Below are 23,800 nucleotides of genomic sequence, written 5' to 3' on the forward strand. Positions count from 1 at the left end.
CGGCGGCCGCTCAGGCGCGCAGCCGTACCTCTCCGACGGGACGCCCGCCGCCCAGCAGCGGCGGGACCGCCAGCGCGTCGAGCTCGGGCGCCTCGAGACCGAGGGCGCGCAGCGCGGCCACGGTGACCGGCACCCGCGCCCGCGACGTCCCGTCCTCGACCTTGACGGTGCCCGCGCGGCCGTCGGCGAAGGCGAAGGCGTCGAAACCCTCGGCGCCCGCCTTCACCATCAGCCCCGGTACGGCCCGCATCAGCGCCACCTCCGGCCGGGTGGTGCCCGAGGTCCACTCGGGATGGGCGATCACGGCCTCGTAGACGCGCCGCTCCGGCGAGCCGGGACCGCCCAGCGGGAAGGCCCTGAACGCCCTGGCCACGCCCACCATCGAGACGAAGAACAGCGGCGCGCCGCAGCCGTCCACGCCGGTCGCGGCGACGCGCTCGCCCGTCAGCTCCTCGACCGTCTCCCTGACGGCCCGCTGCAGCGGATGCGCGGGGTCCAGGTAGGTCTCCACCGGCCAGCCGTTGACGGCGCAGGTGGCGAGCATGGCGGCGTGCTTGCCCGAGCAGTTCATGTAGACGCGCGCCTTGCCGGTCACGCTCCTGTCCTCGGGGTGGTCCTCGGGGCAGAGAAGGGCGCTCTCGTCGAGCCCCGCGCCGGCGAGGATCTTCCTGACCCCGTCGACGTGGAACGGCTCGCCCGCATGGGAGGCACAGGCCAGCGCGAGCAGCTCGCCGTCCAGGTCGAGGCCGCGGCGCAGCATGCCGAGCGCCTGGAGCGGCTTCATCGAGGAGCGCGGCGAGGCCAGCGCGTCGACGGTGCCATGGACACGGACCGGGGTCCCGTCGGCGGCCACCGCCAGCATCCGGACCTGGTGCGTGGACTCCACGAACCCAGACCGGACAACCTCCACAACAAGCGACATTTCCCCTCCCTTTCGCGACGAGTGTAGCCGCGGCCCCGCCGGGCGCGCGGAGGGCCGCGCTCCTGGACGCCACGGCGGTGGGCCACAATGGGGTGTCATGCGAGCAGTCGTCCAGCGGGTCAGCCACGCCTCCGTCGTCGTCGAGGGCCGGACGGTCGGCGCGATCGACGAGCCCGGCCTGATGGTCCTGGTCGGCGCGACCCACACCGACACCCCCGCCGAAGCGCGCAAGCTGGCCGCCAAGCTGTGGGGCCTGCGCATCCTCGACGGTGAGAAGTCCTGCTCGGACGTCGGCGCCCCGCTGCTGGTCATCAGCCAGTTCACCCTGTACGGCGACACGCGCAAGGGCCGCCGCCCCACCTGGCAGGCCGCCGCGCCGGGACCGGTCGCCGAGCCGCTGGTCCAGGCGGTCGTCGACGAGCTGAGGGCGCTCGGCGCGCACGTGGAGACCGGCAGCTTCGGCGCCGACATGAAGGTCTCCCTCCTCAACGACGGCCCGATCACGCTGGTCATCGACCTGTGAGCAGGTAGGGCCAGCCTCACCTTTTTCCCGGATGGCTCGCCCATGTCCGGAAGGCGCCCCTCCCCCTACCGTTGATCGCATGACCATCTGGCAACGGATCCGCTCCTTATGGGGAGCGGCGACCTGGCTGCGCACCCTGCACGTGGCGATGGGCCTGCTGGCCGGGGCCCTCACGGCAGGCGTGATCATCGCCCTGGTCTTCGCGTCGGTGCTGCTGGTCTGGACCGTGGTCGTGCCGGTGATCGCCGTCGGCGTGCTGTTCTGGGCGCTGCCGTACCTCACCGCCCTGCAGCGGTCCCGCTTCTCCGCCTACCTGGACGTCACGATCGCGCCGGTGCCGCGGGCGTGGCCGCCCCGCAACCCGCTCACGTGGCTGGTCGGCCTGGCCAAGGCGCTCAGCACGTGGCGGCAGATCGCCTACCACCTGCTCTGCCCGCTGCTCAACGGCCTGGGCGCGACCGCCCTGCTCATCGCCTGGGGCGGCACCATCACCCTGGCCATCCTGTCGGCCCGCACCTTCGCCCTGGCGGCCTACTGGTGGCTCGGCGTGCTGTTCGCGGTGATCGCCGTCGGCCTGTTCGTCGCCGGACCCCTCGTGGCCAGGGCGTTCGCCTGGGTCGACATCATCGCGGGCAAGGCGCTGCTCGGCCCGAGCATCAGCGACGAGCTGGCACAGCGGGTGGAGACCCTGCGGGAGAGCCGCGCCGAGGTGATCGACGCGGCCGACGCCGAGCGCCGCCGCATCGAGCGCGACCTGCACGACGGCACCCAGCAGCGCCTCGTCTGGCTCGCCATGAACCTCGGCATGGCCCGCGCCACCCTCACCGACCTGCCGGAACCGGCCCGCCAGGTGATCGCCCAGGCCCACGAGGAGGCCAAGCAGGCGCTCAAGGAGCTGCGCGACCTCGTCCGCGGCCTGCACCCCGCCGTCCTCACCGACGAGGGCCTCGACGCGGCCCTGTCCGGCCTGGCCGCCCGCGCACCCCTCCCCGTACGGCTCAGCGTCGACGTCGCGGACCGGGCCTCGCCCACGATCGAGGCGGTGGCGTTCTTCGTCGTGTCGGAGGCGCTCACCAACATCGCCAAGCACGCCGAGGCGGCCAACGCCGCGATCACGGTCGTCCGCAGAGGTGATCGGTTGCGGGTGACCGTCCAGGACGACGGGAAGGGCGGGGCCGCGCCCGAGCGCGGCACCGGCCTGCGCGGCCTGGCGCAGCGGGTCGGCTCGGTGGACGGCCGGCTGCGCATCGACAGCCCGGCGGGCGGGCCGACGACGATCGAAGTGGAGCTTCCATGCGAGTAGTGCTGGCCGAGGACTCGGTGCTGCTGAGGGAGGGCCTGACCTGGGTGCTCGGCTCGGCGGGCATGCAGGTCGTGGCCGCGGTGGCCGACGCCGAGGAGTTGCTGCGCGCGGTCGAGCAGCACGCACCCGACCTGGTGATCACCGACGTGCGGATGCCGCCCTCGCACAGGGACGAGGGGCTGCGCGCGGCCCTCGTGCTGCGCCGCCAGCGGCCGGGGCAGCCGATCGTCGTGCTGTCGCAGTACGTCGAGGAGCGCTACGCCAGCCAGCTGCTGTCGACCGAGACGACCGGGGTCGGCTACCTGCTCAAGGACCGGGTCGCCGACGTCACCGAGTTCGTCGCCGCGCTGCGCAGGGTCGAGGCGGGCGGCACCGCGCTCGACCCCGAGGTGGTCGCCCAGCTTCTGCTGCGCGGCCGCAGCGACCCGCTCGACCAGCTCACCCGCAGGGAGCGCGAGGTGCTCGCGCTCATCGCGGAGGGCCGCTCCAACACCGGCATCGCCGAGGCGCTGGTCGTCTCGGAGGGCGCGGTCGGCAAGCACATCAACAACATCTTCGCCAAGCTCGGCCTGTCCGGCGCCGACGACAAGGACCACCGGCGGGTCCTGGCCGTCCTGCGCTTCCTCAAGGTCTGAAGGGGGCTCGCCCATGCGGAAGCCGTGGTCATCGAAGTCGGACGAAGGCTCGTCAACGCGCACGGTGTGGCTGGTCGTCGGCGGTCTGTTCGCCTTCGGCTCGATCGTCGGCGTCGGGACGGCGTTCGGCCTCAACATCCCCGCGCCCGACGCGTCGGCCGAGACCTCCCTGATCTCCACCCGCACCAGGGAGGTCACCGAGAACGTCTACGAGCTCACCACGCCGGAGGTGGTCCTCGACGCGTCGGGCGAGGTCGACGTCAAGGTCGTCCAGGGCAAGCACGGGGAGCTGGCGATCAGGCGGGAGTCCACGTGGAGCGTGGGCTCCCGCCACCAGGAGGAGTCGTGGAACGGCCGGTGGTTACGGGCCGTCTTCGTCTGCGAGACGCCGGGGTGCGGCGCCGTCTACACGCTCGCGGTCCCCGAGGGCACCACGGTGATGCTGAACGGCACGCCCCGCTCGCTCACCTGCCCGGCCGGGAAGTGCGTCCAGCTGTGACACCGTGCGCGCGTGCGGCCCGCCCGTGCCGGACCGGGAGGGCCGGGCACGGCGCGCCGTACCGGACAGGGCGGGCGGTCAGCGGATGCGGCGGCGGAGCGCCGGGTCGATCGACACGTTGCGGCCCGCGTCCGGCGGCACGACGACCTCCTGGCCGGCCGCGACGCCGCCGGCCAGCAGCGGCGCGTCGACCGGCACCGTCCGCTTGACCAGGGCCAGCGCGATCGGCCCCAGCTCGTGGTGGCGGGCCGAGGACCCGACGAAGCCCACGTCCTGCCCGTCGAGCACCACCGGCGCGCCGTGCGGCGGCAGGGTGTCGACGCTGCCGTCGAGGTGCAGGAACACCAGGCGGCGCGGCGGGTGCCCCAGGTTGTGGACGCGGGCGACCGTCTCCTGCCCGCGGTAGCAGCCCTTGGTCAGGTGGACGGCCGCGCCGATCCAGCCCACCTCGTGCGGGATCGTCTTGTGGTCGGTGTCGAGCCCGAGCCGCGGCCGGTGCCGCTCGATGCGCAGCGCCTCGTAGGCCCACAGCCCGGCCAGCGGCCTGCCCAGATGGTCGCCGAGCTCGGCGCGCGGAACGAGGACGTCCTCGTCGGCGGTCGACAGGACGGCCAGCTCGTCGGCGAGCGACACCTCGACCCTGAGCATGAACCGCATGCGGTCGAGATAGTCGATCAACGCGGCCGACGCGCCGGGCTCCACGTGGGCGAGCACGGCCGCGCCGTCGTCGACGAGCGTCAGGTGCTGCTCCACCCTTCCCTGCAGGTCGAGGAGCAGCGTCTGGGTCCACACGCCCGGCTGCAGGGTGTCGAGCTTCTGCGAGGTGAGGTCGTTGAGCCATTTCAGCCGGTCGGCACCGGCGATCCGCACGATCTCACGGTTGCTGCGGTCGACGACCGCCTCGCCCTTCAGCAGCGCGCGCTGCTCGGCGAACAGGTCACCGTAGTGGGCGGCCACGTCGGCGTCGGGGGCCTCGGCCGCGACGGCGCCGGGGAGATCCAGCAGAGGGCTACGCATGCCGTCAGGCTACCCGGCAGGTGCGGCACCGGCCGAAGACGGTCAGGTGCCGGATGTCGGTCTCGAACCCCATCTCGTGGTCGAGCCCCTTGACCAGGCCGTCGGTCAGCTCCAGGCGGACCTCGCTGACCTCGCCGCAGACCCTGCACACCAGGTGGAAGTGGTCGGCCTCGGTAGCCAGGTGGTAGGTCGGGGCGCCGTGGTTGAGATGGGTGTGGGTGACCATGCCGAGCTCTTCGAGCAGTTCGAGGGTGCGGTAGACGGTGGAGATGTTGACCCCGCGAGCCGTCTGCCGGACCTTCGCGCAGATCTCCTCGGGCGTGCCGTGCTCGAGCGCCTTGACCGCCTCGAGGACCAGCTGACGTTGCGGAGTCACGCGGTAGCCCTTGGCCCGGAGCTCCTCGTGCCATGCGGTCTCGGTCATGTCCCGAGTCTACGGCCGCCGGATAATCGCTTGCCCGTTACCGAAGCCGCCGCATAACTTGAAGGCACGCGGAAAGGAGGTGGTCCAAACAATGGTGATTCATAGTTGGGCTAGCGAGGTGGCTGTCCGCTAGCGACGCGGAACCATCCGGACCAGGTCTGGAGGTCTCGCGACGCGAAGGCGAATCCGAGGCAGCCACCGGGGCTCCGAGCAGCCGGACGGCAGGGTGCGGCCCTGCCTGTGGTCCATCCGGCCCGCCTGACCGCAGGCGGAGAAGGCTCGGGGCCCTTTCCCATGTCCGGGCCCGCGAGCCGTCGTCCTCCGCGAACGCGTCAGTGCTCGCCGCGCGGCTGGACGCCCATCCTGGCGCACGCCTCGTTGTAGAGCCTGACCACCGCGAGCCGTACCTGGGGGCGCTCGGTCAGCGTCTCACCCCACGGCACCCGCACCCGCTCGCCGCCGTCGATCGTGAACTCGATCGCCTCGGCGTCCACGTCACTGGTCGTCGCCGTCGTCGCCGCCGGACGCCCGCCGAGCGCCCGCACGATCAGCAGGCCGTCGGCGGCGTGGTCGTCGTTCATGTGCCGCTTGATCGCCTCGACGACGTCAGGGGTGAAAGGGCCGCTCATGCCACCTTCTTCAGCTCGGCCGACATGTGAGAGGTCAGCGCGACCCCCTCGGCGGCCATGTCGTAGGCCCACATGAGGTTGCCGTTGACCAGGCCGTAGAGGCGGTGCCCCGCGGTGTACTCCTTCGCGGTCGCGGTGCGGGCGACCACGTCGGTGCGCAGCTCGATCTTGTGGAACACGACCTCGCCGACGTAGATCTCGACGATGCCCGTCGGGTGGGAGAGCAGCACCTCCAGCTGGCGGTCGGGCTGCTGGAGCCAGTAGCCGGTCTCGGTGGCCAGCGGGCGCACCTTCCCGCCCGACTCGTCCAGCAGCCACGTACGGCTGACGTAGGTCAGGAACGGCTTGCCGTTGTGGCCGAACTCGATCTCCTGGCCGAAGTTGAAGCTCTCGATCGTCGGGTAGCCGCCGACTCCCGCGCCCTCCCACCTGCCGAGCAGCCAGGCGATGGGCTCGAGGTCGGGATGCACTTCAGGTTCTTCCATGTCTCGCAAGCCTAGGCCGTCCACGGGGTGTCCCGCCTGCGCCGGCGTACCGGGTGCGGACGTCCGGGGCGCTTCGGTCTAGGCTGACCCTCATGGCACGATCACTGGTCATCAAGGTCACCGCGGGAGCCGACGCCCCCGAGCGATGCAACCAGGCCTTCACGGTCGCGGCCGCCGCGCTGGCGAGCGGTGTCCCCGTCTCGCTGTGGCTGACGGGCGAGGCGTCCTGGTTCGCCCTTCCCGGCAGGGCCAAGGAGTTCAGCCTGCCGCACGCCGCCCCGCTGGAGGACCTGCTCGACGCCGTGCTCGCGGCGGGCCGCGTCACGGTCTGCACCCAGTGCGCGGCCAGGCGCGACATCACCGTCGACGATCTCATCGACGGCGTGCGGATCGCGGGAGCGCCCACGTTCGTCGAGGAGGCCGTGGCCGAGGGCGCGCAGGCCCTCGTCTACTGACCGCCGGCGCCCCCGCGCGCCGTCAGCGCGACATGACCGCGTCGAGCCGCTCCTTGCGCAGCCGGTCGTACCAGGTGTCGTCGATCGGCGCCAGCGAGCCGCCCGTCGCCCAGCCGAGCAGCAGGTCGGCCAGCGCCGGGTTGCGGGCCAGCGCCGGCCCGTGCAGGTAGGTGCCGACGACGTGCCCGGCGAAGCAGCCCTCGAACCCGTCGCCGTTGCCGGTGCCGGCCAGCGTCCGCGACAGCGGCTTGACGCCAGGGCCGAGGCGGGTGACGCCCATGTGGTTCTCGAACCCGGTCAGCGTCGGCAGGTTGAGCGAGGTGTCGACCTCGGCCACCAGCTCGCCCACCGCCCGTGCGGGGCCGCGGGTGCTGGCGATGTCGAGCAGCCCGATGCCGTCGACCGGCTGCCCCTCCTCGCCGCCGAACGTGCTGCCCATGATCTGGTAGCCGGCACAGACCGCCAGCATGGCCGCGCCGCGGGCGATCGCCCGGTGCAGGCCGCCGTCCTTGCGCAGCCGCTGGGCCGCGAGGATCTGCGGCCGGTCCTCGCCGCCGCCGATGAGGTAGATGTCGCCGCTCTCCGGGACCGGGTCGGACGAGCGGACGTGGATCGTCTCGACCGTCATGCCCCTCTTGCGGGCCCGCTGCTCGAGGACGAGCACGTTGCCCTGGTCACCGTACGTGCTGAGCAGGTCGGGGTAGATCCAGACCACGCGCAGGGCGCTGTCAGACGGCACGGCCGAACTCCGATCGGATCTGCTGGAAGGCGGTGTAGTTGGCGATCACGTCGAGCCGCCCCGGCGGCATCGCGTCGAACGCCTGGGCGAAGCTGTCGTACAGCTGGAACGGCACCTCGGCGACGTCGAGCCGGAGCGCCAGGTCGAGACGGCGCTCGCCGGTGACGTGGACGGGACGGCCGCGCAGGATGCGGTAGTCGACGTCCCACAGCCAGGAGGTGTCGCGTCCGTCGGGGCCCTGCGCGTTGACCGACAGGATGATCGGCAGCGAGGGGTCGGAGACGTCGAACGCCTCCAGCCAGCCCGCCGGGTTCTTCGACAGCAGCAGCCGCGCCGCCCTGCCGTCACGCTCGACCGTGGTGTAGCGGCCCGCGACCGAGGTGACCTCGCGCAGCCTGGGCAGCGCCGACTGCACGTGCAGCCCGAACGCCTCGGCCACCGCGAGCGCCATCGCGCCGTTGGAACGGTTGGCGAGACCGGGCAGCTGCAGGTCGAGCACCCAGCGGTGGCCGCGCGGGTCGATCACCGCGTCGTCGTCGAGCACCCAGTGAGGCTCGGGCCGGTGGAAGGTGCACTCCCGGCACGCCCAGTCGGCGCCCTTCCTGTCGAGCGGACCGCCGCACTCGGGGCAGCTCCAGGAGTCCTCCTTCCAGCGCTGGCCGCCGGCGACCCAGGTGACCTTGGCGGCCGTGGAGGCGCCCCAGGTGACCAGTGGGTCGTCGCAGTTGGCGATCACGTGGGTGGGCTTGCCCGACAGCGCCCTGCGCCACTTCTGGGCCAGCAGCCAGATCTCGGCCGCCCGGTCCATCTGGTCGCGGCTGAGGTTCATCAGGCACACGACGCCTGCCCCGGTGGTCTCGAGCACCTCGGGGAGGTACTTCTCGTCCACCTCGAGCACGCCGTACGGCGCCGACTTGTGGGCAGACAGCGCCGAGACGTGGCCGGCCGGCATGTTGGCGCCGAACGCGTTGGTGGCCACCTCGCCCAGCTCGGTCAGCGCCGAGGTGATGAGACGGGTGGTGGTCGTCTTGCCGTTGGTCGCGCTGACGAGCACGAGCTTGCGGTCCCTGGCCAGCTGTCTGAGCAGGTCGGGCTCGAGGACCAGGCCGACGCGCCCGCCGATCACGGACCCGTCACCACGCCCGGTGACCCTCGACAAGGTGGCGGCGGTGCGCCCCAGGGCACTCGCGAGCTGGGCCCGCAGCGGAAGCTGGGTCATGCTGACCGATCCTAGTCGAACCGCGTCCGCCGTCACCCTACGGACGGCGGACGCCTTCGTTCCCTGGACCGGGCGTCAGGCGGGCGGCTGCACGGGGGGACGTCAGGCGGGCGGCTGCTCGGGGAAGGCGATCTCCGCGGGCCCGTCGCCGTCGAAGGGCAGCACGAAGCGGCGCGGCCAGGACAGCACGCCCTCCAGCCACCCCGCGCCCATCGTCTGCCCCACGTGCCTGAGCCGCGCCGCAGGCTCCACCCCGACCGCGACCGTGCCGATGTCCCGCTGCAGCCCCGCGTTCTCGTCGTCGCCCAGGATGACCCGCCAGGCCAGCGCCCTGTTGTGGTCCATCTCCATCGACAGCGGATGGTGCCGCAGCGCCTTGGCCCGATGCCCGAGCAGCTCGCCCGCCGAAGGGCCGCCGAGCAGCGCGTACTCCATCGGCGGCGCGGGGGTGCGCAGGTCGGGTGCGGGCCTGCCGTACGGGAAGAGCCGGTCGACCTCGTGCAGCCACCGCACCTGCGGGATGACCCACGAGGGTCCGGGCCGCTCCCCTCCCGGCTCGACCGCGCCGAGCAGCCGGCCGGCGCTCTCGGCCGCCTTCTCGGTCAGCAGCGCGGGGTCGAACCAGCTGCGCAGCGACCAGGCCCGCCGGGTGACGGACCGCTCGACCAGCGTCGCCAGCAGGCACTCCCTGCGCCTGGCGGGCAGCTCGTTCCACGCCGCCGCCAGGTGGCGCGGCACCCCCGGCAGCGGCCGGTTGGTGACGTAGGCGAGCACGACGGTGTCGCTCCACAGGCGCAGCCACGCCCATTCGGGCGCGTCCGCCAGCAGGTCGGCCTCCCGCAGCTCGACCAGCGTGCACGCCTGACCGGTACGGCACTGCGCCCCGCACGCCGCCGACCTGCGGCCCCTGATGGGCGGCGGCGGCCCCGCGACGGTGTGCTCCCTGTCCTCGCCCAGCGGCACCTGGATGCGCAGCGGCCGGTCCATGCCGTCGGCGAAGACGGCGGCGACGCCCGGCCGCAGGGAGACGACCTGGCGCGACTGCTCGTCGTCGAGGTTCATCGCCGCCCCGACCAGGGCCCGGTCGTCGGCGGCGGGCAGCCGGTGGACGACCTTCAGCGCGGTGTTCTTGACCACGTCGGGGATGAGCTTGGTGGGGATCTGCTCGGCCACGACCAGCCCGGAACCGTAGGCCCTGATCTCGGCGAGCATGCCCGCCAGCAGCTCCACCGCGTGGGTGGCGGCCCGCCCCGTGCCCCGGTCGCGCAGCAACCGGTGCGCCTCCTCGATCACGATCACGTGCCGGAGACCGCCGGCCTTCTCGTGCCGGGCGCGCATGCGCAGGTGCTCGACGATCCTGATGATCAGCGTGCCCATGAGGAACGCCTTGTCCTCGTCGTTGGCCACGTCCTCGATGGCGAGCACGACGTTGCGCCGCAGGAGCCCGCCGATGTCGGCGGGATGCCCGCCCTCGAAGAAGCGCCCGGCCGAACCCACCCGCAGCGAGCGCAGCCGCAGCGAGATGAAGCCCTCGACGTCGGCCTGGACCTCCCGCCCGTAGCCGATCTCCTGGATGACGTCCATGGCGTGCTGCTGGAGCTGTTCGAGCGTCGGGACCGAGGGCGGCACCTTCGAGCCCGGCACCGCGCCGCCGGTGACGACGTCCCAGCCGTTGGCCTCGTAGACGCGCTGCAGGGCCATGGACATGATCTGCGGGAACGGCTCCTCGGCGTCGAAGGCGGCCATGAACAGGGCCCTGACCATGTCGATGTGCGCCTGAACCGGGTAGCCCGGCTCGGGTTCGAGCGGGTTGACGCTGAACGGCACGGCGTCGGGAGCCGACGGGTTGATCACCGTGACGGGCTCGGCCACACGTCCGGCCATGGCGGCGTACTCGGACTTGGCCGGTTCGATGGCCAGCCAGGGGATCTTCACCGCGCTCAGCCGTTCGAGCAGGTGCCGCACGGTCTGCGACTTGCCCGAGCCCGTCGCGCCGGTGACGAACGCGTGCCGGTTGAGCGTGGCGAGCGGCACCCCGAACGAGCCCACCGCCCGGTCCTGCCCGTCGAGGACGGCGCCCAGGTCGAGCTCGCCGGTGGCCTCGGAGGTCACGTCGAAGTACCCGGCGTCCAGCACGCGCACGCCGGGCACCTCGCGCCTGGGCAGCCCGGCGAGCGCCGCCAGCGTCCCCGCCGTCGCCGCGAACGGCACGGCCGCGCCGTCGCCGGTGTCCTGCGTGGTCGCCGCGAGCGCCTCCCGCAGCGCGCAGGCGGCGGGCAGGGCGCTGCGCAGCCGGTAGGGGTGGTGGCCCAGCTCCACCGAGCCGACCAGCACGGGGGCGATCTGCCGCAGGTCGTCGGGGGTGGCCGCGCCGGCCAGCACCCTGACGTTCCACAACCCCGCCTCGCGGAAGGCGTCGAGCTCCTGCATGCGGCGCTCGGCCCGCTCCACGTCGAACCTGGAGCGCTCGGAGGCCTCGCCGTACTGCCTGAGCACGTTGAGCTGGGTACGCAGGTGCGCGACCTCGGTGTCGAGCAGGCCGGTCGGCTCGGCGACCACCAGCCAGGCGAACGGCCTGGCCATCAGCGTGACCAGCGTCGACTCGAACAGCGTCGGCTCGGCGGGGCCTGCCTCCCGCCGGTTGTGCAGCGGCGGCGCCTGGCGTCCAGGGCACGGCACCCACACCAGGTCGCCGAGATCGGCCAGATAGTCCTCGGCCAGGCGCTCACCGCGCGCCCCTCCGGGGAACAGCAGCGGCTCGACGGAGGCGCGCGGCGACAGCGGGCCCGCGTTGGTGACCAGTTCGAGGGGGGCACCGCCGCCGCGCGACACCCAGCCGATCACGAAGGGCCGGTCCTGCTGCGCGGCCGAGAGCACGGCGGGCAGCACGGCGACGAAGTCGGACTCCGCCGAGGAGACCCGGGCGGGTGCGGCGATGGACTGGATGCGATACCACGGACCACTCAGCACGTCGTTACCTCCTGGGCTGAGAAACGTGTGCGTGGAACCGTTGCGGGTTCCTTGGGACGACAGAGAAGGAGGAGGGTCTACGGCACACGTTTCCCTTGAGAAAGTCCGCCGATGATCAAGAGGTCACCCGGCACTTGACCATCCCCTTACCCCTTCTTCCGCCAGTCGAGGCGTGGCGGCGGCGGGCCCAGGTTGGGCGGCGGCTCGTCGGGCGTGGCGGCCTCGCCCATGTCGAGCACCGCGTCACGGGCCTCCTCGAGCTCGGCGAGCGTCGTCCTGGGGAAGGTGAGGATGGCCGGGTTCGCGTCGGCCAGCCGTACGCGGCGGCCGTCGGCGGTGGCGTCGGTGACGATCACGGACGTGGTGGGCAGCTGCTGCAGCTGGTGCGGTTCGACGAGGAACTCGCGCGAGCGCTGCAGGACGCGCTCGGTCTCGCCGATCTTGTCGGCGGTCCTGCCCCACTCGGTGGACTCGGTGATGTCCTCCTTCAGATCCGTACGGCTCTCGCCCCGCTCCTCGACCCCCTCCTCCACCTGGTCGATCGTGGAGGTGTAGCGGGCACCGTCGAGACCGGCCACCGACGCGCTGATCGTCTCGGTGAGCTGGGCCAGCTCCAGGCGGTGCTCGGTGCCGACGTGCTCGCTGGCCACCCGGGCGTCCTCGGCGTTGCCCAGGCGCATGAACGCCACGGCCGCGTGCCCTCGGCCCAGCCGTTCCCGCACGGTCGGCGTCAACGACCGGTAGGTCAGCACCAGCCCGGTCCGCGACGTCTCGCAGGCGTCCATGAGGCGGTCGAGCACGTCGCCGCGCAGCTTGTCGGCGCCCGCGACGATGATCGTGTGGTACCAGGGGCGGTCGGAGGCGGGCGACTGGCGCAGGATGTGGGTGAGCGCGGTGGCCACGTAGGTGCCTAACACGCGGTTGCCGAACACCCCCGCCTGCCGGTCCATGCTCACCACCCGCAGGCGGGCCGGCGGGAGCCGTACCGCCTCGGTGCCGAGGGTCTCGAGCTTGCGCAGCTGCGACTCCAGCGCCCACGCCCGCTCGATGACCACCCTGTCGCTGACGCCGCGCCCGAACATCGTGCCGATGCGCTCCAGCTGCTCGGCGGTGATCAGCCCGTACTTGAGGTCGTCGCGCGGGTCGCCCACCTGGGCCAGCGCCCGCAGCGCGGCCGTCACCTGGGCGATCGTGGCGTGCTCGCCGAGCACGTCGAGCACCCGCTCGAGGATCGCGTTGTCGAAGCTGAGGTCGCGCGTCGTGCGGTGCTCCTCGCTGACGCTCACCACGTGGGCCAGCACGTCGGCGAACGCCTCGGGTTTGAGCGTCGCCCCCAGGTCGAGCTTGGGCAGGTCGACGGGCAGCACCCACACCAGCGGGTCGTCGCCGCCCCTGCGGGCCAGCTCGATCAGGTCCTTGGCGATCGCCCCCTCGGACAGGTCGAGAACGGTCAGGTGCCCGCCGCTGTAGAGGCGCGTCGCGCCCAGCAGCGTCACCAGCGCCGACCAGCCGGGCAGCGTGCCGCCCGCCACGTCGACGCGGTCGATCTCGTCGGGTACGGCGACGCCGTACCAGGTCAGCTGCCTGTCGTGGCGGTCCTTCAGCTCCTGCCAGTCGCGGTAGCGCTCGGCGTGCTCCTCCTGGGCCCTGAACAGCTCCTTGTCACGTTCCTGCCGGAGCCGGTCGTCCCTGGCCTGCCGCTCGCGCACCCGGTAGCGGACCGCCCGGTCGCCCTGGAGGACGGCGTAGCTGCAGATGCCCGCGACGCCGCCGGTCGCCACCAGCCCGATGATCGCGAACGACCAGCCCAGCGCCCCCGCTAAGGCCGCGACCAGGATGACGACGGCCAGGACGGCCATGAACGTCCGGAAGATCTTCACGGGCCGGTTGAGCAGGTCCTCCTGCATCCGTTCCCTGCGTACGAGCTCGGGGTCGGGCGTGGACTCCCGCGGCGGCTCCTCGGCGGGCGAGGGACGCTTGGGCGGCTCTCCCGGGTCTGGGTGCAGCAGCATGTACTGCCAGCCCAGGTAGATGCGATCCGCCTGCAACTGCGCCTGCTCGGGATGCACGTCCGCCACGTGACCCTCCGGCCGCCCTATCTCGTTAGTAGTGCCCCAGCCTACGAGTTCGGCCGCCGGTTCCGGCACGGTTCCCGGCAATTCAACCAGCAGATGGGAGTATTGCGGCGGATGGTGCAAGCGTGACCTATTACCATCGTTGCCCATGACGGAACCCTCCCCCGAGGACGACCGGCCACGACGCCCGATCCTGGTGCCCGCGGTGGGGTTGGTCCTGGCCACCGGACTGGGCATCACCGCCCTTCTCGGCGGGCTGAACGAGGCTCCCGACCCCAACCCGCCCGCCCTCAAGCCGGCCACCGACATCGACCAGGGCCAGTTCAAGACCAGGTTCGTGGAGAGCAGGGTCACCGTCGTCCAGCCCGACGTCTCCTTCGAGGACCCCAAGCGCTTCCTCGAAGTGGAGGCGACGGTGACCAACGAAGGCGACGAGACCGCCCTCGCGGGGTCGTCCTTCACGTCGACGCTGCTGAAGATCACACCGGAGATCAAGCCGAAGTACGGCGTCATCACGCTCGTGCCCACCCAGAGCGGGCCGAGCGAGCAGCTCCAGCCGGGAGTCCCGACGAAGGTGCTGGTCCGCTACGAGCTGGAGCCGGGCGCGAAGGTGCCCGACAAGATCACGCTCGACGTCGGCACACGGCACTACGCGACAGGCGAGTACACACCTGCCTACGGCTGGATGCCGGAGACAGAGGAGAAGGGCGACAAGCAGGTGCCCGTCGTCCTGGGCCGGATCACGCTCCCCGTGCGGCCGGAGGGCTCATGACCGCCGTCGACCAGCACAGCTCCGTGCCGGCGCGCCAGTCCCGCCGCGCCGCCCGCCGGGGCGGCGGCTCCAAGGTGCTCAACGCCGTCGTCGGGCTCGCGCTGGCGGGCGGTGCGATCGGCCTCCAGACCCTCATGCCGACCTACGAGGACCTCGGCGCCCCCCTCACCTACACCGGCGCCGTCAAGGACGACGTCGACGCCGGCCGCTTCTCGGCCAGGGTCGAGGCCGTCTCCTCCGCCCGCGCGATCGAGGTGGGCGAGAAGAAGATCGAGGCAGGCAAGGACCAGGTCTTCCTCGTCGTGCAGGCGGCCGCCACGGCGCCGAAGGAGCCGCTGCACCTCAACCCCGCCGAGCTGCTCACGGCCGAGGACAAGCGCTTCACGGCCACCGACCGGATCGAGAAGACCAAGTCGCTGGCCTACCCGTGGATCCAGCCCGGCTGGTGGACGCCGGGCGTCTTCGTCTTCGAGGTGCCCGCTGCGGCCCTGCCCGGCGCCAGGGTGGTGTTCTCCATTCCGGACGGCGGCCTCTACGGCGAGCCGCACCTGCCGGAGGCCGAGGTGGACCTCGGTCTGGACGACGCGGCGGCCCAGCGGCTCTTCACCGCGCCCAAGGACGTCTACCCGCTGGGGGACAAGCGATGACCGACTGGTTCTCCCCCGCCTCGGGGCGGCAGCAACCCCAGCAGCCCCAACCCGGTCAGCAACCCCAGCCGCAGCAGCCCCAGCCCCCGCAGCCCCAGCCGCTGTCACGGCCGCGGCGTCGGCAGGCGCGGCCGCAGCAGTATCCCCAGCCGCAGCAGCACCGGCCCGTCCACCCCGATCATCAGGTGTGGCCGCCGGTTCCGCCTTCCCGCGAGCCCGCGGGAAGCTCGACGCAGCCGCTGCCCGCCGTGCCGAGCGCCGGCCCGGTGCCGCATCGGCAGCCCCAGCCGCCCGCCCAGCCCGGCGCTTTCCCGGCAGGCCCTCCGTCGGATCCACCGGCGGACCCGGCGGCCACCGGCACGGGAGAGGCACAGCCGCCCAGGCGCCCCCGCCTGCTGTTGCAGGGTGTGGGCGCGGTCGTCGCGCTCGCCGTGGCCATCGGCGCCCCGACCGTCGACCGCTACCTGTTCTTCAAGAACGGCCAGCCCGACGACCAGGTGCACCCGGTCGCGGCCGGGCAGGAGATCACCTTCGAGCACGTCAGGTGGAAGGTGGACTACGACACGATGGCGGCACCCGCCGGCAGCAGGCACAACACGCCGGACAAGCAGTGGCTCAGGATCGCCGTCACCCGGACGGCCGTCGACAAGGACGGCGCGCAGCTGACGGGGAAGCCGGACGTGCTGCTCAAGGACCGCGCGGGCCGCGCGTGGCGGCTGGAAGACCTGCCGCCCGACAGGACACCGGCGGACCACGTCGTGGGTGAGAGCTACGTGACCACCAAGGTCGCCGTCGTGCCGTCCGCCGTGGCCAAGGAGGTGGAGCTGGAGCTGCGCCCCAGCTCCTACCGGTCGGACACGCCGGTCGAGGACCTCATGAAGCCGACCGAGGACGACAACCGCGACGTCCTGCGGTTCAGACGTTGACGGCCTGACCGCTGAGCCTGGCCCTGGTGGCCGCGATGTCGAACGTCGCGGCCAGCAGGCACATCGTCAGCGTGGTCACCAGCAGATCCTTCACGAACTCGATCGGTTCGCTGATGACGAGCCACCAGTACGGTGTCTCCGAACCGATGAGCGTGCGCACGCCCCTGTCCGCGTAGTCGGCGCCCAGGCGCAGCGCCACGTACAGCACGCACATGAGGCCGAACAGCGCGGCGCCGCCCTTGATGACCAGCCGGAAGGTGTTGACCAGCGGGACCCAGCGCTCCATGAAGCTGCCGGTCACGCGGTTGAACGACTGCTGGGTCATGTCGTGGGACTGCTCCAGCCGGTCGACGCCCGTTTCGAGACGGCGGATGCCGCGCACCGCCGAGCGGGTGTCCTCGCTGAAGGCGCCGAAGACGAGGATCGCGACGGTGAGCCAGGTGAGCGGCACGATCAGGGCGTCGACCAGGTAGGGCGTGATCTCGCCGACCGTGCCCCAGAAGGCCTCCCAGCCGGGCACGTTCTCCTTGGCCTGCTTCCAGAGCTCGCCGGACTCCGCGACGACCTGCCGGTGTCCCACCCAGTCGGAGCGCAACGCCGCGAGGGTCAGCGTCGCGTTCAGGCCGAAGAAGAACAGCGCGAACTCCGACATGGCCGACGCCACGCCCGCGGACCTGCCCTCGCCCCGCTCCACCATGCGGTTGAAGAACCAGCGCAGGCCCATCGCCACGACCATGGCGCCCAGCGAGACACGCCAGTCGAGATCGATGAGACCGGTCCCGGCGGTGGTCTCGGCCTTCTTGCCCTCGGCCGTCGCGGTCAAGATCGGGTCATAGAAGTTGTCGTCGAGGTTGTGCAGCCAGTCGAGGCCGCTGAAGTCGAGCGCGTCACGCCTGACGAAGTTCCACGTCAGGTAGATGGCGGCGAAGGCCGGCGCGATGCGGTCGAGTGCGGCGAAGAACCGCTCGGGCTCGTCGCCGCGCGCCGCCGTCTCCCACAGCGCCCCGCGCAGGCTGTACAGCATGCCCGCGGTCGTCACCATGGCCAGCATGACGACGAGCGTCATCACCGCGATGGTCGCGACCAGGCGGGCCTGGCGGTAGTCGCCGTGGGAGATCTCGGTGCCGAGGTAGAGCAGGCCGAACCGGGCGGCCTCCCCCACCGAGAACCACATGATCAAGGGCAGCGCGCACCTGCCCGCGAGGCGAAGCGCGTGCAGGGGCAGCGAGAACGGCGACGGCATCCGCTGGGCCGGCGTGGGCGCAGGTCGGGGTGGTGCCGCCACACCAGACGATCCTGACATCTGGTGAATCGTAGCGTCACAGGGTTAACACCGGGAATGCGATGCATGTAGTTGAGTGTTCAATCACACCATGAACGAGATCGAGCGCTACCGCTTCGCCGAGCGCCTGCTGGGGATGCGAGACCCCCTGGGCGCCCTCATGATGCTGGAGCCGCTGCTCGACGAGCACGGCGACGACCACGGCCTGCAGTTGCTGACCGCCCGCGCCTACTACCACTCCGCCCAGCTGCGCAGGGCGGAGCAGGCCCTCGACGGGCTGCTGGAGCGCGACCCCAGCGACCACTACGCCCGTTTCCTCCTCGGCAGGACGCTGGAGCGCGCCAGCCGGCTCGAGGAGGCGCTGCCGCACCTGCGCATGGCCGCGGCCATGCACGCCGACCCCGACTACCTGGAGTCGGTCGGCAGGGTGGAGCGCAAGCTGGCGGCCTGAGGCCGCCGGAACAGCAGCAGGTGCATGAGCCCGCCCGCCACCAGGCCCCAGAAGGCCGAGCCGACACCCAGCCAGCTCACGCCCGAGGCGGTGACCGCGAAGGTGACGACCGCGCCCTCCCTGCCGTGGGCCTCGGTGAAGGCGGAGGAGAGCGCGGAGCCGAGCGCACCGAACAGAGCGAGCCCGGCCACCGCGGTCACCAGGACGGGCGGTGACAGCAGGACCAGGGCGGCGGCCGCGCTGGACAGCAGGCCGAGGCCGATCATGGAGGCGCCGGCGGTGACCGAGGCGATCCACCGGCGGGCGGGGTCGGGCGCCGCCTCGGGCGAGGCGGCCAGCGCGGCGGTGATGGCGGCCAGGTTGACGGCGTGCCCACCGAAGGGCGCGCCGAGCGCCGAGGCCGCCCCCGTCGCCAGCAGCACGCCGCGCAGCGGCGGGCGGTAGCCGTACCCGGAAAGGACGGCCATGCCGGGGATGTTCTGGGCGGCCATCGTGACCAGGAACAGCGGCACGCCGATGCCCGCCACCGCCGAGACGCTGAAGACGGGCGCGGTGAACTCGACCACGGGCACCAGGCTGAGCTGTCCGGGAGGGTTGGTGACCGCGATGACCGCCACCGCGGCGGCCAGCGCCCCCGGCACCGCCCAGGTGCGGGCGAAGCGGTAGAGCAGCGCCCAGACCAGGATCACCGGCCCGGCGAGGTACGGCACGTCGAGCATGGCCTGCACCGGCGCGAGGCACAGCTTGAGCAGCACCCCCGCGAGCATGGCAGCGGCGATCGGACCGGGGATCGCCGCGATGGCGCGACCCAGCCACGGCACCAGCCCCGCCGCCATGACGAGCAGCCCGCAGACGACGAACGCGCCCACCGCCTCGGCGAACGATCCGCCCGCGGTCAGCAGGAGCGCGGCGCCGGGAGTGGACCACGCGATGGTGATGGGCATCCGGTGCCGCAGGCCCAGCGCGATCGACACGACGCCGACGGCGACGCACAGGGCCATCAGCCCTGAGGCGGCCTGCCGTTCGTCGGCTCCGACGGCGCGTAATCCGGCGAGGACGACGGTGAAGGAGCTGGCGAAGCCGACCAGCGCGGTCACCACTCCGGCGACGATGGGTTGCGTCCGTTCCATATACGGAACACTACAGGGGTCGGGCAAGATGGCCTCATGACAGCCGTGAGCGGCGACCCGCGCGAGGTCGGCAGGAAGGTGCGGCGGCTCCGGCAGGAGCGCGGGATCTCGCTGTCGGAGCTGGCCAGAAGGGCCGGCGTGGGCAAGGCCACGCTGTCCGGCCTGGAGACGGGCGTCCGCAATCCCACCCTCGACACGCTGTGGGCCGTCACGGCCCAGCTCGGCGTGCCCATCGCGGCCGTCCTCGACGACGCCCCCGCCACCCCGGTCCAGGTGCGCGGCACGGCGGTCGAGGCCACGTTGCTGCAGGTGTTCGACGACGCGGGCGTGACCTACGAGCTGTACCGGATGCGGGTGCCGCCGGGCGCCACCCAGACCTCACCCGCCCACCACGAAGGCGTGAGCGAGCACATCACCGTCTTCTCCGGCACGCTCAGCGCGGGCCCCCTGGACGCGCCGCTGGTGGCGGGCCCCGGCGGCTACCTGAGCTGGCGGTCCAACGTCCCGCACGGCTACGCGGCCGTGGGCACCGAGCCGGTCCACGCCTCCCTGCTCATCCGCTACCCGGCCACCGGCTGACCCCACTCGGCCACCGCCCTACCGGCTGACCGCCGCGAGCCCGCCGCTCGGCTACCCGGCCACCAGCTGACCGTCGCGCACCAACCAGAGACCTCCGTCGGCGCGGGCGCCGCGCAGCCCCTCCGTGGCCTCCGGCCCCGCCACGCCGGGCAGATCGGGTACGGCCAGCCCCGCGAAGGCGATGGTCCTGCTCGGCCGCCACACGCCCGTCGCCACCAGCCGCCTGCCCATGCCCTTCCAGCCCTCCGGCTCGTCGGCCACCACCCACAGGTCGGGATGGCCCGCCACCAGCCGGCAGGCCGGACGCAGCCACGACGCCGCCTCCTCAGGCCACGAGACCACCGCCCCGATGTGCCCGCCCACCGCCTCCCACGCCGCCACGAACGCGCGTGCCCGGTCCGCGCAGGCCGCCGAACGTCCGTGGCCCACGTTGACCAGCAGCGGATGCTGCTGGCTCACCAGCCGCAACACCGCGGTCAGCTCCGCCTGCGCGCCGCCGCCTCCCGCCGGCGCCGCCGCGCCGCGCACGTGCGCGCGCCGCCACTCCGTGAACGCGTTCACGCCGCCACCCCCGGCCGGCAGGTCCGGCACGCGCGATAGCCCTCCGCCTCCGCCTGCGCCACGCTGCGGAAGCCGTGCCGGTGCCGCGGCGTGATGCGCCGGGCGTTGTGGCAGGTGGGGAAGCACACGATGCCCGTGGTGTCGCTGGCCAGGTAGAAGACGTTCTCCCCGGCCAGCGTGCGCAGCCCGTCGAGGTCGACGCCCTCCTCCCGCAGCAGCCGCTCCTTGGCGGCGCCGCCGAAGACGTAGTCGCCGGTCACGCCGTCCGACCTGATCACCCGGTGGCACGGCACCAGCAGCGGCACCGGGTTGCGGGCGAGCGCGGTGCCGACCGCGCGCACGGCGCCCGGACTGCCGATCTGGCGGGCGATCCACCCGTAGGGCCGCACCTCCCCTCGCGGGATGCGCTGGGCGGTGGTCAGCACGGCCCGCTGGAAGTCGCTCAGCTCCCGCAGGTCGAGCCGGACCCCCGTGGCCTTCCCCGTGCGCAGGGCGGGCAGCAGGCCGGCGGGCGGGCGGTCGCCCGGCAGCAGCGGCCTGCCGAAGCGGGCCCTGAACTCCGCGGCGAAGCCGTCCCCCTCGTCGGGGTCCTCGTGCCGGCGCAGGAAGGCGATTCCGTGGTCGGTGCTGGCGACCGACACCTCGCCGAGCGGGCTGGACACGCGCACCCAGCGGGCGGCGATCCGGTCGAGCAGCCCGGCGGGCGCGTCGGTGGACAGTGCGGCGAGCCCGGCGAGCAACGGATCCTGGTTCATCTGGCCATCTCCCTCAGACGCTTGAGCCCCCGCGACACGTGCGACTTGACGGTGCCCTGCGGGAGGCCGAGCACCGTGGCCACCTCGCTGACGGGCAGATCCACCACATGCCTGAGCACCACGGCGGCCCGCTGGTCCTCCGGCAGCCGGCGCAGCAGGTCGGCGAGCTCGCCGCCGGTCTCCCGCCGCTCTGCCGCCGCCTCCACGTCCTCGCCGGTGTCCGCCGTGTCCACCGGCTCCTCCAGCAGGTCGGGCGGCGGCTGGCGAACCCTGGAGCGGACGCAGTTGCGCCACACGTTCATGAGGATCGTCATCAGCCACGGACGCGGCTGCAGCGCTGCGATGCGCGCGCGATCATAGCCCGCCACCGCCCGGTACGCGCGGAGGAACGCCTCCGCGGTCAGGTCCTCGGCGTCGGCCCAGCGTCCGCTCAGCCGCAGGGCCGTGGAGAACACCAGACCCCGGTAGGTCTCGTACAGCTCGGCGAAGCCTCCGTCGAGGTCGTCGACCAGCGCCTTCCTGACCGGGTCCAGGCAGTCGAGTTGGTTCACGTCCTCTATAACACCGACGCGCCCGAGTCCGTTGCGGGAAGACGAGAAGGGGCCGCGTCCCGTGGGACGCGACCCCTTCTGATGTGTCGGATCGGTCAGACCGCAACGGCGAGCTGGGCGACCTCGCCGAGCTTGGCCTGGACGGCCACGTCGCGGGTGATGCCGCCACCGGCGATGATGCGGACGGTCCAGTCACCCGGAGCGGCGAAGAAGCGGAAGACGCCCTCGTCGGACACCACGACCTCGCCGGTGAACTCACCCGAGTGGTCGAGCAGGCGCGCGTAGGCGGTGCCGGCGCCGGTCACCACGCCCTGGATGACGGCCTGGGTCGACAGGTCGATCCCGGCCGGCAGCGCAATGGTCTGCTCCGGAGCGCCGCATCCCTGAGTCGAAACAGTCATTAGCGGGCCTCCCCCAGCTCGATCGGCACGCCCACGAGCGAGCCGTACTCGGTCCACGAACCGTCGTAGTTCTTCACGTTGGCCTGGTCGAGGATCTCGTGCAGCACGAACCACGTGTGCGCCGAGCGCTCCCCGATCCGGCAGTAGGCGATGGTGTCCTTGCCGAAGTCGACACCCGCGCCCGCGTAGAGGTTCTTCAACTCCTCGTCGGACTTGAACGTGCCGTCGTCGTTGGCCGCCTTCGACCACGGGATGTTGCGCGCCGTCGGCACGTGCCCCGCCCGCTGCGCCTGCTCCTGCGGAAGGTGCGCCGGGGCCAGCAGCTTGCCGGTGAACTCATCGGGCGAGCGCACGTCGACCAGGTTGAGCTTGCCGATGGCCGCCACCACGTCGTCGCGGAAGGCGCGGATCGCCGCGTCCTGCTCCTGCGCCACGTAGCCGGTCTTCGCCCGCTGGGGAGCGTCGGTCACCAGCTCGCGCGAGTCCAGCTCCCACTTCTTGCGGCCGCCGTCCAGCAGCTTGACGTTGGAGTGACCGTAGAGCTTGAAGTACCAGTACGCGTACGACGCGAACCAGTTGTTGTTACCCCCGTAGAGCACCACGAGGTCGTCGTTCGAGATGCCGCGCTCCGACAGCAGCGCCTCGAAGCCGGCCTTGTCGACGAAGTCACGGCGGACGGGGTCCTGCAGGTCGGCCTTCCAGTCGATCTTGACGGCGTTACGGATGTGGCCCTTGTCGTAGGCGCTGGTGTCCTCGTCGACCTCGACGATCACGACACCCGGGGTGTCGAGGTTGGCCTCGACCCAGTCAGCATCCACCAGGGCGGCGGAGCGGCTCATGTGTGAACCTCCATTGTGGCGGCGGGCAGTAGACGGCGAATCATCAGGTACATCTCGCAGCCGAGGCAGAGACCGAAGGCTGCGTTGAGGAAGGCGGCGAGGAGAGCCGCCGCCGTCGCCCCGAGGGCGATCGGCGTGATCCCGGTGACGAATCCGACCAGCCCCGCGACCGCGAAGGTCAGGCCGACCGCCTGCGCGAACCGCGGCGGGCGGGCGTCCTCCGTCGTCGACGGAGGACTCCTGAAGAGCATCTTGTACGGCGAGCGACCGGCCACACCGAACGCGAACACCACCGCCTGGACGGCCAGCAGCCAGCCGCTTCCCGTCAGCAGGACGAGAGCGAGGACGATTGTGGTGACAGCCGCGCCGAGACGCAGCACTCGAGGGTCGGCACGCATCGAGGGATGCTCCTGAAGGGTCGGAAGGGGGCGGATCAGATGTCCGCGCGAGACCGTCCTCAGGCAGCGCGACAGAGCGCGGTGGTCACGCGGCAGAAATCAACCGCGCGCCGCTTCGTCAGCAGCTCTGTCGTGGGGTTCATGGCGATGACACTACCTGTCGTCTCGCCGTCTGTCACATCTCGTCCGGCTCCTGAGACACGATCGTGCCCAGGACCGCGATGACGTCCGCCTTCCTGGGCTGGCCTGAGGCCCTCTTCACTACGTTGCCCGCCCCGTCGAGCACCAGGACGGTCGGCGTGCGCATGATGTCGAGCCGGCGCACGAGGTCGAGCCGTGACTCGGCGTCGATCTCCACGTGCCTGACCCCCGGCACCAGGCCGCTCACGTCGGCCAGCACCCGGCGCGTCGCCCGGCACGGCTGGCAGAACGCCGTGGAGAACTGCACCAGGGTCGCGCGCTCGCCCAGCTCGGCGCCGAGCGCGTCGGCCGTGAGCGTCCGGCCCGCGTCGCGCATGCGTCCGTCGCGGCGCAGCTTCACCACCCCGATCACCGTGCCCAGCGCCAGCGTCGCCAACGCCACCCACCAGCCTGCCATCGCCTGGTGCAACCG

Annotated in this window: 28 protein-coding genes; 10 read left to right on the top strand and 18 right to left on the bottom strand. The window is 72.2% G+C overall.

Annotated features, from left to right (window positions below; all coding sequences use genetic code 11):
* Positions 1 to 10: 10 nt before the first annotated feature.
* The gene (locus ACWDLG_RS00690; protein WP_449914436.1) at positions 11 to 922 is read right to left on the bottom strand and encodes an asparaginase; all 912 of its coding nucleotides are present in this window, start codon (positions 920 to 922) and stop codon (positions 11 to 13) included.
* A 97-nt stretch (positions 923 to 1,019) separates the two neighbouring features.
* On the opposite strand from ACWDLG_RS00690, the gene dtd reads away from it, so the two are divergent.
* The 4 genes from dtd to ACWDLG_RS00710 all read left to right on the top strand — a co-directional run bounded on the left by dtd (position 1,020) and on the right by ACWDLG_RS00710 (position 3,882).
* Positions 1,020 to 1,445: a D-aminoacyl-tRNA deacylase gene (dtd, locus tag ACWDLG_RS00695; RefSeq protein ID WP_449914437.1), complete on the top strand. Its 426-nt coding sequence runs from the start codon at positions 1,020 to 1,022 to the stop codon at positions 1,443 to 1,445.
* 79 nt (positions 1,446 to 1,524) lie between these two features.
* Positions 1,525 to 2,748 carry a histidine kinase gene (locus ACWDLG_RS00700; RefSeq protein ID WP_449914439.1) on the top strand — a complete coding sequence of 408 codons (1,224 nt, stop codon included), beginning with the start codon at positions 1,525 to 1,527 and terminating at the stop codon, positions 2,746 to 2,748.
* On the top strand, positions 2,739 to 3,383 hold the full coding sequence (locus ACWDLG_RS00705) for a response regulator transcription factor (protein ID WP_354914077.1): 645 nt from the start codon (positions 2,739 to 2,741) through the stop codon (positions 3,381 to 3,383). The genes ACWDLG_RS00700 and ACWDLG_RS00705 overlap by 10 nt, the downstream gene beginning before the upstream one ends.
* A 13-nt stretch (positions 3,384 to 3,396) precedes the next feature.
* The gene (locus tag ACWDLG_RS00710) at positions 3,397 to 3,882 is read left to right on the top strand and encodes a hypothetical protein (RefSeq protein WP_449914443.1); all 486 of its coding nucleotides are present in this window, start codon (positions 3,397 to 3,399) and stop codon (positions 3,880 to 3,882) included.
* 78 nt (positions 3,883 to 3,960) lie between these two features.
* Here ACWDLG_RS00710 and ygfZ read toward each other — a convergent pair whose 3' ends face one another.
* The 4 genes from ygfZ to ACWDLG_RS00730 all read right to left on the bottom strand — a co-directional run bounded on the left by ygfZ (position 3,961) and on the right by ACWDLG_RS00730 (position 6,437).
* A complete protein-coding gene (ygfZ, locus tag ACWDLG_RS00715; RefSeq protein WP_449914446.1) occupies positions 3,961 to 4,899 on the bottom strand; it encodes a CAF17-like 4Fe-4S cluster assembly/insertion protein YgfZ in 939 nt (312 codons plus the stop codon).
* Positions 4,900 to 4,903: 4 nt separating this feature from the next.
* Positions 4,904 to 5,323 (bottom strand): Fur family transcriptional regulator, encoded by a 420-nt coding sequence (locus ACWDLG_RS00720; RefSeq protein ID WP_449914448.1) that lies wholly within the window; start codon positions 5,321 to 5,323, stop codon positions 4,904 to 4,906.
* Between the two features lie 332 nt (positions 5,324 to 5,655).
* On the bottom strand, positions 5,656 to 5,952 hold the full coding sequence (locus ACWDLG_RS00725; protein WP_449914449.1) for a DUF2470 domain-containing protein: 297 nt from the start codon (positions 5,950 to 5,952) through the stop codon (positions 5,656 to 5,658).
* Positions 5,949 to 6,437 carry an FABP family protein gene (locus ACWDLG_RS00730; protein ID WP_449914452.1) on the bottom strand — a complete coding sequence of 163 codons (489 nt, stop codon included), beginning with the start codon at positions 6,435 to 6,437 and terminating at the stop codon, positions 5,949 to 5,951. Before ACWDLG_RS00730 ends, ACWDLG_RS00725 begins: the two co-directional genes overlap by 4 nt.
* 92 nt (positions 6,438 to 6,529) lie before the next feature.
* Between ACWDLG_RS00730 and ACWDLG_RS00735 the strand changes: the two genes are divergently transcribed.
* On the top strand, positions 6,530 to 6,892 hold the full coding sequence (locus tag ACWDLG_RS00735) for a DsrE family protein (RefSeq protein WP_449914454.1): 363 nt from the start codon (positions 6,530 to 6,532) through the stop codon (positions 6,890 to 6,892).
* A gap of 22 nt (positions 6,893 to 6,914) precedes the next feature.
* Here ACWDLG_RS00735 and ACWDLG_RS00740 read toward each other — a convergent pair whose 3' ends face one another.
* From ACWDLG_RS00740 to ACWDLG_RS00755, 4 genes are all read right to left on the bottom strand, one after another.
* Positions 6,915 to 7,631, bottom strand: a complete 717-nt coding sequence (locus tag ACWDLG_RS00740; RefSeq protein WP_449914456.1) for a type 1 glutamine amidotransferase — start codon at positions 7,629 to 7,631, stop codon at positions 6,915 to 6,917.
* Positions 7,621 to 8,850, bottom strand: a complete 1,230-nt coding sequence (locus tag ACWDLG_RS00745) for a MurT ligase domain-containing protein (protein WP_449914459.1) — start codon at positions 8,848 to 8,850, stop codon at positions 7,621 to 7,623. Before ACWDLG_RS00745 ends, ACWDLG_RS00740 begins: the two co-directional genes overlap by 11 nt.
* 102 nt (positions 8,851 to 8,952) lie before the next feature.
* Positions 8,953 to 11,820 (bottom strand): ATP-binding protein, encoded by a 2,868-nt coding sequence (locus tag ACWDLG_RS00750; RefSeq protein ID WP_449914462.1) that lies wholly within the window; start codon positions 11,818 to 11,820, stop codon positions 8,953 to 8,955.
* 146 nt (positions 11,821 to 11,966) lie between these two features.
* Entirely contained in the window at positions 11,967 to 13,898 is a 1,932-nt protein-coding gene (locus ACWDLG_RS00755) for a hypothetical protein (RefSeq protein ID WP_449914465.1), read from the bottom strand.
* 145 nt (positions 13,899 to 14,043) lie between these two features.
* On the opposite strand from ACWDLG_RS00755, the gene ACWDLG_RS00760 reads away from it, so the two are divergent.
* Genes ACWDLG_RS00760 through ACWDLG_RS00770 form a run of 3 tightly spaced genes read left to right on the top strand, consistent with a single transcriptional unit; the run spans position 14,044 to position 16,240 of the window.
* Positions 14,044 to 14,667, top strand: a complete 624-nt coding sequence (locus ACWDLG_RS00760) for a hypothetical protein (protein ID WP_449914468.1) — start codon at positions 14,044 to 14,046, stop codon at positions 14,665 to 14,667.
* Positions 14,664 to 15,314 (top strand): hypothetical protein, encoded by a 651-nt coding sequence (locus ACWDLG_RS00765; protein WP_449914471.1) that lies wholly within the window; start codon positions 14,664 to 14,666, stop codon positions 15,312 to 15,314. The genes ACWDLG_RS00760 and ACWDLG_RS00765 overlap by 4 nt, the downstream gene beginning before the upstream one ends.
* Positions 15,311 to 16,240 carry a hypothetical protein gene (locus ACWDLG_RS00770; RefSeq protein ID WP_449914473.1) on the top strand — a complete coding sequence of 310 codons (930 nt, stop codon included), beginning with the start codon at positions 15,311 to 15,313 and terminating at the stop codon, positions 16,238 to 16,240. The genes ACWDLG_RS00765 and ACWDLG_RS00770 overlap by 4 nt, the downstream gene beginning before the upstream one ends.
* Here the strand turns inward: ACWDLG_RS00770 and ACWDLG_RS00775 are convergent.
* Positions 16,230 to 17,543, bottom strand: a complete 1,314-nt coding sequence (locus ACWDLG_RS00775; protein WP_449914476.1) for a hypothetical protein — start codon at positions 17,541 to 17,543, stop codon at positions 16,230 to 16,232. The genes ACWDLG_RS00770 and ACWDLG_RS00775 overlap by 11 nt on opposite strands.
* A gap of 70 nt (positions 17,544 to 17,613) precedes the next feature.
* Here ACWDLG_RS00775 and ACWDLG_RS00780 point away from each other — a divergent pair, with 70 nt between their 5' ends.
* A complete protein-coding gene (locus ACWDLG_RS00780) occupies positions 17,614 to 17,973 on the top strand; it encodes a tetratricopeptide repeat protein (protein WP_354914104.1) in 360 nt (119 codons plus the stop codon).
* Here the strand turns inward: ACWDLG_RS00780 and ACWDLG_RS00785 are convergent.
* The gene (locus ACWDLG_RS00785) at positions 17,928 to 19,103 is read right to left on the bottom strand and encodes a benzoate/H(+) symporter BenE family transporter (RefSeq protein WP_449914480.1); all 1,176 of its coding nucleotides are present in this window, start codon (positions 19,101 to 19,103) and stop codon (positions 17,928 to 17,930) included. The two genes, ACWDLG_RS00780 and ACWDLG_RS00785, sit on opposite strands and share 46 nt — an antisense overlap.
* A gap of 36 nt (positions 19,104 to 19,139) precedes the next feature.
* On the opposite strand from ACWDLG_RS00785, the gene ACWDLG_RS00790 reads away from it, so the two are divergent.
* Positions 19,140 to 19,682, top strand: a complete 543-nt coding sequence (locus ACWDLG_RS00790) for a helix-turn-helix domain-containing protein (RefSeq protein ID WP_449914483.1) — start codon at positions 19,140 to 19,142, stop codon at positions 19,680 to 19,682.
* A 51-nt stretch (positions 19,683 to 19,733) separates the two neighbouring features.
* Here ACWDLG_RS00790 and ACWDLG_RS00795 read toward each other — a convergent pair whose 3' ends face one another.
* The 7 genes from ACWDLG_RS00795 to ACWDLG_RS00825 all read right to left on the bottom strand — a co-directional run bounded on the left by ACWDLG_RS00795 (position 19,734) and on the right by ACWDLG_RS00825 (position 23,785).
* Positions 19,734 to 20,243, bottom strand: a complete 510-nt coding sequence (locus tag ACWDLG_RS00795) for a hypothetical protein (protein ID WP_449914486.1) — start codon at positions 20,241 to 20,243, stop codon at positions 19,734 to 19,736.
* Positions 20,240 to 20,998: a methylated-DNA--[protein]-cysteine S-methyltransferase gene (locus ACWDLG_RS00800; protein WP_449914488.1), complete on the bottom strand. Its 759-nt coding sequence runs from the start codon at positions 20,996 to 20,998 to the stop codon at positions 20,240 to 20,242. The genes ACWDLG_RS00795 and ACWDLG_RS00800 overlap by 4 nt, the downstream gene beginning before the upstream one ends.
* The gene (locus tag ACWDLG_RS00805) at positions 20,995 to 21,549 is read right to left on the bottom strand and encodes an RNA polymerase sigma factor (RefSeq protein WP_354914112.1); all 555 of its coding nucleotides are present in this window, start codon (positions 21,547 to 21,549) and stop codon (positions 20,995 to 20,997) included. The genes ACWDLG_RS00800 and ACWDLG_RS00805 overlap by 4 nt, the downstream gene beginning before the upstream one ends.
* A 95-nt stretch (positions 21,550 to 21,644) precedes the next feature.
* Positions 21,645 to 21,950 (bottom strand): DUF1416 domain-containing protein, encoded by a 306-nt coding sequence (locus tag ACWDLG_RS00810; RefSeq protein WP_449914491.1) that lies wholly within the window; start codon positions 21,948 to 21,950, stop codon positions 21,645 to 21,647.
* Complete coding sequence (locus tag ACWDLG_RS00815; protein WP_449914494.1) at positions 21,950 to 22,789, bottom strand: sulfurtransferase; 840 nt, start codon at positions 22,787 to 22,789, stop codon at positions 21,950 to 21,952. The genes ACWDLG_RS00810 and ACWDLG_RS00815 overlap by 1 nt, the downstream gene beginning before the upstream one ends.
* On the bottom strand, positions 22,786 to 23,187 hold the full coding sequence (locus tag ACWDLG_RS00820) for a DUF4395 domain-containing protein (protein WP_449914496.1): 402 nt from the start codon (positions 23,185 to 23,187) through the stop codon (positions 22,786 to 22,788). Before ACWDLG_RS00820 ends, ACWDLG_RS00815 begins: the two co-directional genes overlap by 4 nt.
* 175 nt (positions 23,188 to 23,362) lie before the next feature.
* On the bottom strand, positions 23,363 to 23,785 hold the full coding sequence (locus ACWDLG_RS00825; RefSeq protein ID WP_449914499.1) for a thioredoxin family protein: 423 nt from the start codon (positions 23,783 to 23,785) through the stop codon (positions 23,363 to 23,365).
* Positions 23,786 to 23,800 lie beyond the last annotated feature (15 nt).

It is taken from the genome of Nonomuraea sp. NPDC003727 (genome assembly GCF_053586935.1).